This window comes from Vibrio sp. AK197, from assembly GCF_053903115.1.
This window is the reverse complement of record NZ_CP096430.1, coordinates 2,784,698-2,797,834: the sequence shown is the minus strand read 5'-3', so window position 1 is coordinate 2,797,834 and position 13,137 is coordinate 2,784,698. Positions and strand designations below refer to the sequence as shown.

Below are 13,137 nucleotides of genomic sequence, written 5' to 3'. Positions count from 1 at the left end.
AATGGCAACTATTAACCAGTTGGTACGCAAACCACGTGCAAAGCAAGTTGTTAAAAGCAACGTGCCAGCACTAGAAGCGTGCCCACAAAAACGTGGTGTATGTACTCGTGTTTACACTACTACACCTAAAAAACCTAACTCAGCACTTCGTAAGGTTTGCCGTGTTCGTCTAACGAACGGTTTCGAAGTAACTTCGTACATCGGCGGTGAAGGTCACAACCTTCAAGAGCACTCAGTTGTTCTAATCCGTGGTGGTCGTGTTAAAGACCTTCCAGGTGTGCGTTACCACACTGTTCGCGGTGCACTTGACTGTGCAGGCGTAAATGACCGTAAACAAGGTCGTTCTAAGTACGGTGTGAAGCGTCCTAAGTCTTAATGGATTCCGTTAAGTAAGGCCAAACACTAAATTATTTTTAATTTTTGAAGAAACTGAAAAGTTTTGGATAACCTGAAGAAGACAACGGAGAATATCCATGCCACGTCGTCGCGTAATTGGTCAGCGTAAGATCCTTCCAGATCCTAAGTTCAAATCTGAGCTGCTGGCAAAATTTGTCAACATCCTAATGGTTGACGGTAAAAAATCTACTGCAGAGAAAATTGTTTACACTGCACTAGACACTATGGCTGAGAAATCTGGTAAAGATCACTTGGCTATTTTTGAAGAAGCTCTTGAAAATGTTCGCCCAGCGGTAGAGGTTAAATCTCGCCGTGTAGGTGGTTCTACTTACCAAGTGCCTGTAGAAGTTCGTCCGGTTCGCCGTAACGCACTTGCTATGCGTTGGTTAGTTGAAGCTGCGCGTAAGCGTGGTGAAAAATCTATGGCTGGTCGTCTAGCTGCAGAAATGCTAGACGCATCAGAAAACAAAGGTACTGCTGTTAAGAAACGTGAAGACGTTCACCGTATGGCAGATGCAAACAAAGCGTTTGCTCATTACCGCTGGTAATGGACCTTCAGTGCTGCGAGTTTCTCTCGCAGCACTTTTCTTTACTCTAAGGTACACCTTAGTAAGAGGATACAATCGTGGCTCGTAAAACTCCTATTGAGCGCTACCGTAACATCGGTATCTGTGCTCACGTAGATGCAGGAAAAACAACCACAACTGAGCGTATTCTGTTCTACACTGGCCTCTCTCACAAAATCGGCGAAGTTCACGATGGTGCTGCCACCATGGACTGGATGGAGCAAGAGCAGGAGCGTGGTATCACTATCACCTCAGCTGCTACGACTACCTTCTGGCGTGGTATGGAAGCGCAATTCCAAGATCATCGCATCAACATCATTGATACCCCTGGACACGTTGACTTTACGATCGAAGTAGAGCGTTCTCTTCGTGTGCTTGATGGTGCTGTGGTCGTATTCTGTGGATCATCTGGTGTTGAACCTCAGTCTGAGACTGTATGGCGTCAAGCTGACAAATATCACGTTCCTCGTATGGTATTTGTGAATAAGATGGACCGTGCAGGCGCAGACTTCCTACGCGTTGTGGACCAAATTAAAAATCGTCTTGGTGCGACTCCTGTTCCTATCCAATTAAACATTGGTGCGGAAGATGAGTTCAAAGGTGTCATCGACCTTATCAAGATGAAAGCGATCAACTGGAATGAAGCCGATATGGGCATGACCTTCACTTATGAAGATATTCCAGCTGATATGCAGGAACTTGCTGAAGAATGGCGTAACCACATGGTTGAGTCAGCAGCAGAAGCCAATGAAGAGTTAATGGATAAGTACCTTGAAGAAGGGGAACTGTCCGAACAAGACATCAAAGCGGGTCTTCGTGCTCGTACACTGAAAAACGAAATTGTTCTGGCCACTTGTGGTAGTGCATTCAAAAACAAAGGTGTACAAGCAGTGTTGGATGCGGTAATTGATTTCTTGCCTTCACCAACGGATGTTATGTCAATCAAAGGTGTGGACGAAGACGAAAACGAAATCGAACGCCACGCGGATGACAATGAACCCTTTGCTGCATTGGCGTTCAAAATTGCGACAGACCCATTTGTTGGTACGCTAACCTTTATGCGCGTTTATTCCGGTGTTGTAAAATCCGGTGATGCTGTTTTCAACTCAGTAAAACAGAAGAAAGAGCGTTTTGGGCGTATCGTTCAGATGCACTCAAACAAGCGTGAAGAGTTAAAAGAAATTTACGCAGGAGACATTGCTGCAGCGGTAGGTCTTAAAGACGTTACCACTGGGGATACCCTGTGCGATCCAAACCACAAAGTGGTTCTTGAACGCATGGAATTCCCGGCTCCTGTGATTCAAATTGCGGTAGAGCCTCGTTCTAAGGCTGACCAAGAGAAAATGGGTATTGCGCTGGGTAAACTCGCAGCGGAAGATCCATCGTTTCGCGTTGAGACGGATGACGAAAGTGGCCAGACTCTAATTTCTGGTATGGGTGAGCTTCACCTCGACATTATCGTTGACCGTATGAAGCGTGAATTCAGCGTTGATTGTAACGTTGGTAAACCTCAAGTAGCGTACCGTGAAACCATTCGTGGTAAAGCTGAGGTAGAAGGTAAGTTTGTTCGCCAATCAGGCGGTCGTGGTCAATACGGTCATGTCTGGATCAAACTGGAACCTTCAGAACCTGGCGAAGGCTTTGTTTTTGTCGATGAAATCGTGGGTGGTGTGGTTCCTAAGGAATACATCAATTCGGTATCGAAAGGTATCGAAGAGCAAATGAACAGCGGTGTGCTTGCTGGTTTCCCTGTTATGGATATCAAAGCAACCTTGTTTGACGGCTCTTACCATGATGTTGACTCCAGCGAAATGGCGTTTAAGATTGCCGGTTCGATGGCGTTTAAGAAAGGCGCTCTTGAAGCTCAGCCTGTCATTCTTGAACCAATGATGAAGGTTGAAGTAACCACTCCGGAAGATTGGATGGGTGATGTTGTTGGTGATCTGAACCGTCGCCGCGGCATGATCGAAGGTATGGATGAAGGCGTTGTTGGCCTGAAAATCATCCGTGCTTTGGTACCACTTTCAGAGATGTTCGGTTATGCAACCGATCTTCGTTCAGCAACGCAAGGTCGTGCTTCTTACTCAATGGAGTTCCATGAGTACGCAGAAGTACCGAAAAACTTTGCAGATAAAATCATTGCTGCTCGAGGGTATTGATCATCTGTATCGTTCGGTAAAAACCTTTGAGTTTTTGCGAGATCGATACGCTGAAATATTGCGCTGACAAGCGTTGGCGCATAAAATAGCAATTTCTGGCGCGTCGTGGTCAATAAAGGCTGCGGCGAATCATAACTAGGAAGGAACACGATCGTGTCTAAAGAAAAATTTGAACGTACGAAACCGCACGTAAACGTTGGTACTATCGGCCACGTTGACCACGGTAAAACAACTCTAACTGCAGCTATCTGTACTACTCTTGCGAAAGTTTACGGCGGTGTAGCTAAAGACTTCGCATCTATCGATAACGCTCCAGAAGAACGTGAACGTGGTATCACTATCGCGACTTCACACGTTGAGTACGACACTCCAACTCGTCACTACGCACACGTAGACTGCCCAGGACACGCTGACTATGTTAAAAACATGATCACTGGTGCTGCGCAAATGGACGGTGGTATCCTAGTAGTAGCTGCGACAGATGGCCCAATGCCACAAACTCGTGAGCACATCCTTCTAGGTCGTCAGGTTGGTATCCCATACATCATCGTATTCATGAACAAATGTGACATGGTAGATGATGAAGAGCTACTAGAACTAGTAGAAATGGAAGTACGTGAACTTCTATCTGAGTACGATTTCCCAGGTGATGACCTACCAGTAATCCAAGGTTCAGCGCTAGGTGCCCTAAACGGCGAAGAGCAATGGGAAGCGAAAATTGTAGAACTAGCAGAAGCGCTAGATAGCTACATCCCAGAGCCAGAGCGTGCAGTAGACCTACCGTTCATCATGCCAATCGAAGACGTGTTCTCGATCCAAGGTCGTGGTACAGTAGTAACTGGTCGTATCGAGCAAGGTATCCTAACCGTTGGTGACGAAGTTGCTATCGTAGGTATCAAAGACACCATCACTACTACTTGTACTGGTGTTGAAATGTTCCGTAAGCTTCTAGACGAAGGTCGTGCGGGTGAGAACGTTGGTGCACTTCTACGTGGTACTAAGCGTGATGAAGTTGAACGTGGTCAAGTACTAGCGAAACCAGGTTCAATCACTCCACACACTAAATTCGAATCAGAAGTCTACGTACTGTCTAAAGATGAAGGTGGTCGTCACACACCATTCTTCAAAGGCTACCGTCCACAGTTCTACTTCCGTACAACTGACGTAACTGGTGATATCTCACTACCAGAAGGCGTAGAAATGGTAATGCCAGGCGACAACATCCAAATGACTGTAGAGCTAATCGCTCCAATCGCAATGGATGAAGGTCTACGTTTCGCAATCCGCGAAGGTGGCCGTACAGTAGGCGCTGGTGTTGTAGCTAAAATCATCGCTTAATTCTTAATGAATTAATCTTTGTTAGCTATGTAAAAGGGAAGCTTCGGCTTCCCTTTTTTATTGGTGTTATTCTAAGTAGAGTTGATTTTGGTTATAAGAGATAGCATGCCTTATCTTTTTAGCTGAAAATAAGTTTCATTAATAAAACAACCTGTTAGCTTAGACCTTTCTAAAGCCTCGCGATAATTTTTCTAAATCTTCCGCTTTTTAGCTGTTTTTTATAACCAATTCTTCTAAATTTCACCCAAACTTAACTGGTAACAAGAATAATTCTTGTTTATATTCGAGTAAACGTTGTTGGTTAAAGTTGTATTGAGTAGGTTGCTTTTATGTATGTCTGTTTATGTCATGGTGTCTCGGATAAGAAGATCAAAAAGCTCGTTCTAAACGAGGGTATCACTGATGTTCGAGGTATCAAGAAGTGTACAGCGTTAGGTTCTCAATGCGGCAAATGTGTCAAGCAAGCGAAGAGTATTATTAACGAAACGATTGAAGTTCAATATCAACAAGCGAGTTAATTAAAGCGATTAATTTATCGCCAAATTTTGACACCTTCTCATTTATCTCTCATATTAAGGGAGAACCAATGAGGAGGGTTTTGTCATGAAAGGCGATCCAATAATAATTCAACATTTGAATAAAATTTTAGGCAATGAGCTGGTTGCGATAAACCAATATTTCCTTCATGCAAGGATGTATAAAGACTGGGGTCTAAAGCACCTAGCAGACAAAGAATATCACGAGTCTATCGACGAGATGAAACACGCGGATCATCTTATCGAGCGAGTCCTGTTTCTTGAAGGAACTCCAAATCTTCAAGATCTCGGTAAACTGATGATCGGTGAAGACACCAAAGAGATGCTCGAATGCGATCTTAAATTGGAAATGGCAGCGATTCCGGATTTAAAAGACGCCATTGCTTATGCGGAAGATATTCGCGACTATGTCTCTCGAGACTTGTTTCAAGAGATCCTCGAAGACGAAGAAGACCATGTTGACTGGTTGGAAACCCAACTTGGCTTGATTGAAAAAACCGGTATCGAAAATTATCTCCAAGCGCAGTTTGTCGACGAAGAATAATCGAATTTCTAGGGGGTAAACTGTCCAGTTTTCTTTTTGGCCCCTTTCGCTCTCCCGCACAATAATTCCCCTTGCTTAATCTGCTCCCTTTCTGTACTATTCGGGCTCCTTAATTCTCGGTCTATTTTAATCGTTCCTTGCTTCCTCTGGACGACCGAGCCAACTGTGGAAGCTGAATAATCCGTAAGGAGCAACCAATGCGTCATTACGAAATCGTATTCATGGTGCACCCTGATCAAAGCGAGCAAGTTGCTGGCATGATCGAGCGTTACACTGGTTCTATCACTGAAGCTGGCGGTACTGTACACCGTCTAGAAGACTGGGGTCGTCGTCAACTGGCTTACCCAATCAACAAGCTTCACAAAGCGCACTACGTTCTAATGAACGTTGAAGCTGACCAAGCTGTAATCGATGAACTGGAAACTGCTTTCCGTTTCAACGATGCAGTTCTACGTAACATGATCATGCGTACTAAAGCTGCAATCACTGAACCTTCTATCATGCTTAAGCAAAAAGAAGAGCGCGCGCCACGTCGTGAAGAGCGTTCTGAAGCTAAGCCAGAAGCTAACTCAGAAGCAGCTGAGTAATCAATTAAATGACCAATCGAATGGAGCTGAGTGGCGTTGTTGCTAAGCCTCCGATTCGAAGCCAAAGCCCTAGCGGTATAGAGCACTGCCGATTCTGGCTTGAGCATCGCTCAACGATGATGGAGGCAGAGCTTCTAAGACAAGTTTATTGTCGTATGCCAGTCGTGGTTAGTGGTAAAGGGTCATCATTGTTAACTCAAGAATTAGTGCAAGGCAGTAGCATTAAGGTAAGTGGCTTTGTTACTTACCAGACCGGCCGAAATGGTGTGGGAAAATTAGTGCTTCATGCTGACAACATTACTCATATTTAATCAGGAGATAGCCCATGGCTCGTTTCTTCCGTCGTCGTAAATTCTGCCGTTTTACTGCAGAAGGCGTACAAGAGATTGATTACAAAGACGTAGCAACTCTTAAAAACTACATCACTGAAGCTGGTAAAATCGTACCTAGCCGTATCACTGGCACAAGTGCTAAATACCAGCGTCAACTAGCTCGCGCGATCAAACGTTCTCGCTACCTAGCTCTACTTCCGTACACTGACAAGCATCAGTAATCGGTTCGGTTTATTAAGAAAGAGGATTAAACAATGCAAGTTATTCTACTTGATAAAATCGGTAACCTAGGTGGTCTTGGCGATTCAGTAACTGTTAAATCTGGTTACGCTCGTAACTTCCTTATCCCTCAGGGTAAAGCGGTTATGGCAACCAAAGCTAACGTTGAAATGTTCGAAGCTCGTCGCGCTGAACTTGAAGCAAAAGTTGCTGAACAGCTTCAAGCTGCTCAAGCTCGTGCTGAAAAAGTTGAAGCACTAGAAGCGGTTGTTGTCGCATCTAAAGCGGGTGATGAAGGTAAACTGTTCGGTTCTATCGGTACTCGTGACATCGCTGATGCAATTACTGCAGCTGGCGTTGAAGTAGCGAAAAGTGAAGTTCGTCTTCCAGAAGGTGCTCTACGTACTACTGGTGAGTTCGAAGTGAGCGTTCAGCTACACTCTGAAGTATTCGCAACTGTAAACCTACAGGTTGTTGCTGCTGACTAATACTCAGTATCAGACGAATTCTTCTTTGAAGAAATGAAAAACACCAGCTTCGGCTGGTGTTTTTTTATGTCTTAAGGAAACGCGAACAGCAGTTAGAAAACGAACAACAAGTTGGCTGAAAACACCGAATCTGAATCATACAGTCCATCAGGGACCTTATCATGCGAAGTACGAGAGTAGGTTAACTTCAAGGCAATATCTTCAGTGATGTTATTGATGGTGCTCAGGTCGATGTCTGTACGTGTGTTGCTGTTACCTGTTACCACCGTCAGGTTACCGGTTAATGTCAGTACCTTGAGCGGTTTCCAGCGAGCGTTGATGTTACCTCGAAAAATCCCTTCCTGAACGGTTTCAGGGAAGATAATGTCATCATCATCAATTTCATCAAGGTTTGGTTCCTGATAACGGAAACCTGGGCCTGCCTCCACTTCTAACAAGAACTTCTCAGTATTCGTCACCTGATAACCTAAACCACCAGAGAGCGTGTAATCTTTGAAATAAGCACTGTAGCGAGAGTCAATGCCTTTAAAGCTAGTATAGAAGTAGGTTTTCGCGCCGAGCTTGTAGTCGCTTTGTAAGGTATAAGTCGACTGGCGTTTGTTCTCCTTACCATTTTTATACAGTAAGTAAAACTTCCACTCACCGCTGGTTCGGTGGCGACCAGAAACATATTCTGCGTTTAAGCGCGCGTTCAGTGATTCGGAATCGGAGTTACCGCTGTGAGACTGGTAGCCGAATTCAACCTCACTTTCCCAAGGTGATGGGACTTCGATGTCGTTGGGTTTACTTTGTTCGGTTTCTTGAGCGTGCGCAAGTGAAACAAATAATAGACTTGTTCCAACTAGCCAAAGTTTCGACACGAAAATCCTCATGGTATTGATAAGATGAATGGGCGAATAATAAAGAACTCAGTTCGCAGAACCGTCAACAGACGGTTAATTCTGCATGAGAAAAAACAAAGCCGCCAGAGATAATTACAAATCTTATATTCTGGTTATAATGGTGCGTTATTGAGACGTGATTGAGTAACAAGATGCCAGACAGCAGATCAGATTTTAAAAAAGACAATCGACAGCGCCAATATAAAGATGCGCAAGTTGAAGCTATCAAAGTGCCACCACATTCTTTGGAGGCTGAGCAGTCAGTGATCGGGGGCCTGTTACTGGATAACGAACGTTGGGATACGGTTGCTGAGCGTGTTCGTTCAAGCGATTTTTATAGCCGTCCTCATCGCTTAGTTTTTGAAGCGGTTCAATCGATTCTTGAAGATAGTAAGCCTCTTGACCTTATCACTCTCTCTGAGTTCTTAGAGCAGCGCGAGCAGTTGGATGATGTTGGCGGCTTCGCCTACCTGGCTGACTTAGTGAAAAATACGCCGAGTGCGGCCAACATTAATGCTTACGCCGATATCGTTGCTGAGCGTGCATTGGTTCGTCAGTTAATCGGTGTTGCCAATGAGATTGCCGATGCTGGGTATGATCCGCAGGGGCGCGACTCAGAAGATCTGCTTGACCTTGCCGAGAGTAAAGTGTTCGCCATTGCCGAATCTCGCACTAACGAGAATGAGGGCCCGCAGAATGTTGATAATATTCTTGAGAAGACGCTCGAACGCATAGAGTTATTGTATAAAACACCGCAAGACGGTGTGACAGGGGTGAGCACTGGGTTTACCGATCTCAATAAGAAAACGGCGGGATTACAAGGTTCCGATTTGGTGATTGTTGCTGCGCGTCCGTCGATGGGTAAAACCACCTTTGCGATGAACTTGTGTGAAAACGCGGCGATGGAGCAAGAAAAGCCAGTTTTGATTTTCTCGCTGGAGATGCCAGCAGAGCAGATCATGATGAGGATGTTGGCCTCTTTATCACGCGTTGACCAAACAAAAATCCGTACCGGTCAGCTTGATGACGAAGATTGGGCGCGTATCTCTTCGACCATGGGGATCCTCATGGAGAAGAAAAATATGTATATCGATGACAGCTCCGGCCTGACTCCAACGGAAGTGCGTTCACGTGCTCGACGTATCGCGCGCGATCACGGTGGGTTATCCTTGATCATGGTCGACTATCTGCAGCTTATGCGTGTGCCGTCAATGTCTGACAACCGAACGCTAGAGATTGCGGAAATTTCTCGCTCACTAAAAGCTTTGGCGAAAGAGTTAAACGTTCCTGTTGTTGCGCTTTCTCAGCTTAACCGCTCGTTGGAGCAACGTGCGGACAAACGCCCAGTAAACTCTGACTTACGTGAGTCTGGCTCTATCGAGCAAGATGCCGACTTGATCATGTTCATTTACCGTGATGAAGTTTATCACCCAGACAGCACGATGAAAGGCACCGCCGAGATCATCTTAGGTAAACAACGTAACGGTCCTATCGGCTCAGTACGTTTAACCTTCCAAGGACAATATTCCCGCTTTGATAATTACGCAGGACCTGCGTTTGATGACGATGAGTAAGCCGTATGAGTTATATGAAAGCTGCAACCGCTTGTGTTGACTTGAGTGCATTGCAACATAATTTTCAATTACTTCAGGCTAAAGCGCCCAATAGCAAACTCATGGCGGTGGTGAAAGCGAACGGGTATGGGCACGGGCTACGACATGTCGCGACTCATGTCCCCAACGCAGATAGTTTTGGTGTAGCGCGTATTGAAGAAGCTCTTCAGCTTAGAGCCTGCGGTGTGGTTAAACCTATCTTATTGTTGGAAGGGTTCTATAACGCCTCTGATCTGCCGGTGCTGGTGACCAATAATATTCAAACAGTTGTCCATTGCGAGGAGCAGTTGGCGGCCTTAGAGCAAGCATCGTTGGATGCGCCAGTTGTGGTTTGGCTCAAAATTGATAGTGGTATGCATCGTCTTGGTGTGCGTCCTGAACAGTTTTCCTCTTTTGCTGCGCGTTTAGACGCGTGTGAAAATGTGGCAAAGCCATTGCGGTATATTAGTCACTTTGGCTGCGCCGATGAACTCGAGAGCTCGACCACTCCCCAGCAGATTGACCAGTTCTTATCGTTAACTCAAGGCTCGCAAGGTGAACGTTCTTTAGCCGCTTCTGCAGGCTTGTTAGCGTGGCCGGATAGTCACCTTGAATGGGTGAGGCCGGGCATTATCATGTATGGTGTATCGCCGTTTGGTGATAAAACTGCTGGTGAGCTGGGTTATAAGCCCGTCATGACCCTGAAATCACATCTCATCGCAGTTCGAGAAGTGAAAACGGGAGAAAGCGTCGGTTACGGCGCAGCGTGGACCAGTCAACGTGATACCAAAGTGGGTGTCATCGCGATAGGTTATGGTGATGGTTACCCGAGAATGGCTCCGAATGGCACACCAGTGATGGTCAATGGTCGTAAGGTGCCGATTGCTGGGCGTGTTTCGATGGATATGTTGACGGTCGATTTAGGCCCGAATGCCAGCGACGTGGTGGGTGATGAAGCGATTTTATGGGGAGAGGCTCTTCCTGTTGAAGAGGTGGCTCAGCACATCGGTACGATCGCTTATGAGTTAGTGACTAAGCTAACGCCGCGCGTTGAGATGCAATATAGTTAGATTCGATAAAAAGAGGCTTCAAGCCTCTTTTTTGACGACGGTTATTCCCCTTGTAACGTCGCGATTAAGCGGCGCTGACCACCGTAGTCGCGATGCTCACCTAAGTAGATCCCTTGCCAAGTACCTAAAGCGAGACGTCCATTGGCTATAGGAATCGTGAGACTGCAGCCAAGGGTCGACGTCTTTATATGGGCCGGCATATCATCGTCGCCTTCATAAGTGTGTTGGTAATAAGGTGCACGTTCTGGAACCGAATGGTTGAAGTGTTTTTCCATATCCGAGCGTACCGTGGGATCGGCGTTTTCATTGATGGTCAAACTGGCGGATGTGTGCTGAATGAATAGGTGTAATATTCCGACAGAGTAGTCAGAAATCTCGGGAATTTGTTGTTCAATTTCATCAGTGACTAGGTGAAAACCGCGAGAACGAGCCCTAAGTTGAATGCTTTTCTGTTTCCACATATTGAATCCTTGATAATTCATTTGGCAAATCAATCGTTAGACGCTATGTTGAGTCCACTTGCCTATATTACTCAGTGACATTGCTTAGTAACGCCTATCTAAGTTATCGTGATATATCTCAATGATGGTGCAACATAGCTGGGTCATAATTGCACATTGAAAATTAATTACAAAGTTTTTGCTGACACTTAACGTCGCAGAGACCAAACTTTTTTCTATTCTAAAAATCGGGAGTTCTACCAAGTGTAGCGATGATTTATGCTTGGCTTAGAATGAGACCACTGTAACTTCGGGACGCATATTATGCTGAAAAACATCAATCCAACTCAGACTCAAGCTTGGAAAGCGCTGACTGCCCACTTTGAATCGGCACAGGACATGGATTTACAAGACCTGTTTGCCCAAAACCCACAGCGTTTTGAGCAGTATTCTGCTCAGTTTGGTTCTGACATTCTAGTTGATTACTCTAAGAACCTAATCAATGAAGAGACCTTGACTCACCTTTTTGCTTTGGCAAAAGAGTCAGAGCTAAAGTCAGCCATTGAAGCGATGTTCAGCGGTGAGAAAATCAACCGTACGGAAGGTCGTGCTGTGCTGCATACGGCGCTTCGCAATCGCAGCAACACGCCAATCGTGGTTGATAGTGAAGATGTTATGCCAGCAGTTAACGCTGTGTTGGATAAAATCAAATCGTTTACAGATCGCGTGATCGGCGGTGAATGGAAGGGGTATACAGGTAAAGCAATTACTGACGTTGTGAATATTGGTATCGGTGGTTCTGACCTTGGCCCATATATGGTGACTGAAGCGCTTGCTCCTTACACCAACCATCTGAACATGCATTTTGTGTCTAACGTTGATGGTACTCATATTGTTGAAACATTGAAGCCATTAAACCCGGAAACAACCCTGTTTTTGATCGCCTCTAAAACATTTACTACTCAAGAAACGATGACGAATGCCCACACGGCTCGTGATTGGTTCTTGGCCACCGCAGGTGACCAAGCACACGTGGCTAAGCACTTTGCTGCGCTTTCAACTAACGCCACTGCGGTATCTGAATTTGGCATCGATACTGACAACATGTTTGAATTCTGGGACTGGGTTGGTGGTCGCTATTCTCTATGGTCTGCAATCGGTCTTTCTATTGCGCTTTCTATTGGCTTTGATAACTTCGTTGAGTTACTTGATGGCGCTCATCAGATGGATAAGCATTTCGCGACCACTGAGCTTGAAAGCAACATTCCGGTGATTCTGGCGTTGATTGGTATTTGGTACAATAACTTCCACGGTGCTGAGTCAGAAGCGATTCTTCCTTACGACCAATACATGCATCGCTTTGCTGCCTACTTCCAACAAGGCAATATGGAATCGAATGGTAAGTTTATGGACCGTGATGGTAACCCAGTGACTTATCAAACTGGCCCAATTATCTGGGGTGAGCCAGGCACCAATGGCCAACATGCGTTCTATCAGTTAATTCACCAAGGTACAAAACTGATTCCTTGTGACTTTATCGCACCGGCTATCAGCCACAACCCAACGGGCGATCATCATCAAAAACTGATGTCTAACTTCTTTGCTCAAACCGAAGCATTAGCGTTTGGTAAATCGGCTGAAACCGTAAAAGCTGAATTGGAAGCGGCAGGTAAATCGGCTGAAGAAGTGGCAGAGCTGGTTCCATTTAAAGTATTTGAAGGTAACCGTCCAACCAACTCAATTTTGGTTAAAGAGATTACGCCTCGCACACTAGGTAACTTGATTGCTATGTATGAGCATAAAATCTTTGTTCAAGGTGTGATTTGGAATATCTTCACTTTTGACCAATGGGGTGTTGAACTTGGTAAGCAGCTAGCAAACCAAATTCTTCCTGAACTGGCTGATGATGCGAAAGTGACGAGCCACGATAGTTCAACCAACGGCCTTATCAACGCATTTAAAGCGTATAAAGCGCAATAAGTTGACGTT

The 13,137-nt window shown here is 45.4% G+C and carries 15 protein-coding genes; 13 read left to right on the top strand and 2 right to left on the bottom strand.

The annotated features are described in order from the left end of the window. Window position 1 precedes the first annotated feature (1 nt). The 10 genes from rpsL to rplI all read left to right on the top strand — a co-directional run bounded on the left by rpsL (window position 2) and on the right by rplI (window position 7,165). The gene (rpsL, locus tag M1D72_RS20090) at window positions 2-376 is read left to right on the top strand and encodes a 30S ribosomal protein S12 (RefSeq protein WP_004399892.1); all 375 of its coding nucleotides are present in this window, start codon (window positions 2-4) and stop codon (window positions 374-376) included. Window positions 377-473: 97 nt separating this feature from the next. Continuing rightward, the gene (gene rpsG / locus M1D72_RS20085; RefSeq protein ID WP_390197793.1) at window positions 474-944 is read left to right on the top strand and encodes a 30S ribosomal protein S7; all 471 of its coding nucleotides are present in this window, start codon (window positions 474-476) and stop codon (window positions 942-944) included. A 77-nt stretch (window positions 945-1,021) separates the two neighbouring features. Further along, window positions 1,022-3,121, top strand: a complete 2,100-nt coding sequence (gene fusA, locus M1D72_RS20080) for an elongation factor G (protein WP_390197796.1) — start codon at window positions 1,022-1,024, stop codon at window positions 3,119-3,121. A gap of 153 nt (window positions 3,122-3,274) precedes the next feature. Then, a complete protein-coding gene (gene tuf, locus M1D72_RS20075) occupies window positions 3,275-4,459 on the top strand; it encodes an elongation factor Tu (protein ID WP_456296309.1) in 1,185 nt (394 codons plus the stop codon). A gap of 329 nt (window positions 4,460-4,788) precedes the next feature. After that, a complete protein-coding gene (locus tag M1D72_RS20070; RefSeq protein WP_456296308.1) occupies window positions 4,789-4,977 on the top strand; it encodes a (2Fe-2S)-binding protein in 189 nt (62 codons plus the stop codon). A gap of 85 nt (window positions 4,978-5,062) precedes the next feature. Beyond that, the gene (bfr, locus tag M1D72_RS20065) at window positions 5,063-5,539 is read left to right on the top strand and encodes a bacterioferritin (RefSeq protein ID WP_390197474.1); all 477 of its coding nucleotides are present in this window, start codon (window positions 5,063-5,065) and stop codon (window positions 5,537-5,539) included. Window positions 5,540-5,736: 197 nt separating this feature from the next. After that, the gene (gene rpsF, locus M1D72_RS20060; protein ID WP_390197472.1) at window positions 5,737-6,126 is read left to right on the top strand and encodes a 30S ribosomal protein S6; all 390 of its coding nucleotides are present in this window, start codon (window positions 5,737-5,739) and stop codon (window positions 6,124-6,126) included. An 8-nt stretch (window positions 6,127-6,134) separates the two neighbouring features. Further along, entirely contained in the window at window positions 6,135-6,437 is a 303-nt protein-coding gene (gene priB / locus M1D72_RS20055) for a primosomal replication protein N (protein ID WP_390197468.1), read from the top strand. A gap of 14 nt (window positions 6,438-6,451) precedes the next feature. Continuing rightward, complete coding sequence (gene rpsR / locus M1D72_RS20050; RefSeq protein ID WP_000090472.1) at window positions 6,452-6,679, top strand: 30S ribosomal protein S18; 228 nt, start codon at window positions 6,452-6,454, stop codon at window positions 6,677-6,679. 33 nt (window positions 6,680-6,712) lie between these two features. Next, window positions 6,713-7,165, top strand: a complete 453-nt coding sequence (rplI, locus tag M1D72_RS20045; protein ID WP_456296307.1) for a 50S ribosomal protein L9 — start codon at window positions 6,713-6,715, stop codon at window positions 7,163-7,165. A 92-nt stretch (window positions 7,166-7,257) separates the two neighbouring features. On the opposite strand, the gene M1D72_RS20040 is transcribed toward rplI, so the two are convergent. After that, window positions 7,258-8,025, bottom strand: coding sequence for a DUF481 domain-containing protein (locus M1D72_RS20040; RefSeq protein WP_390197462.1), 768 nt, complete (start codon window positions 8,023-8,025; stop codon window positions 7,258-7,260). Window positions 8,026-8,198: 173 nt separating this feature from the next. Between M1D72_RS20040 and M1D72_RS20035 the strand changes: the two genes are divergently transcribed. Together M1D72_RS20035 and alr are read left to right on the top strand one after the other, a co-directional pair. Continuing rightward, window positions 8,199-9,620 (top strand): replicative DNA helicase, encoded by a 1,422-nt coding sequence (locus tag M1D72_RS20035; protein ID WP_456296306.1) that lies wholly within the window; start codon window positions 8,199-8,201, stop codon window positions 9,618-9,620. A 5-nt stretch (window positions 9,621-9,625) separates the two neighbouring features. Further along, entirely contained in the window at window positions 9,626-10,708 is a 1,083-nt protein-coding gene (gene alr, locus M1D72_RS20030) for an alanine racemase (protein ID WP_456296305.1), read from the top strand. A 41-nt stretch (window positions 10,709-10,749) separates the two neighbouring features. On the opposite strand, the gene M1D72_RS20025 is transcribed toward alr, so the two are convergent. Beyond that, window positions 10,750-11,169, bottom strand: a complete 420-nt coding sequence (locus tag M1D72_RS20025; RefSeq protein WP_390197454.1) for a secondary thiamine-phosphate synthase enzyme YjbQ — start codon at window positions 11,167-11,169, stop codon at window positions 10,750-10,752. Between the two features lie 303 nt (window positions 11,170-11,472). Here M1D72_RS20025 and pgi point away from each other — a divergent pair, with 303 nt between their 5' ends. Continuing rightward, window positions 11,473-13,128, top strand: coding sequence for a glucose-6-phosphate isomerase (pgi, locus tag M1D72_RS20020; protein WP_456296304.1), 1,656 nt, complete (start codon window positions 11,473-11,475; stop codon window positions 13,126-13,128). Window positions 13,129-13,137: the final 9 nt, after the last annotated feature.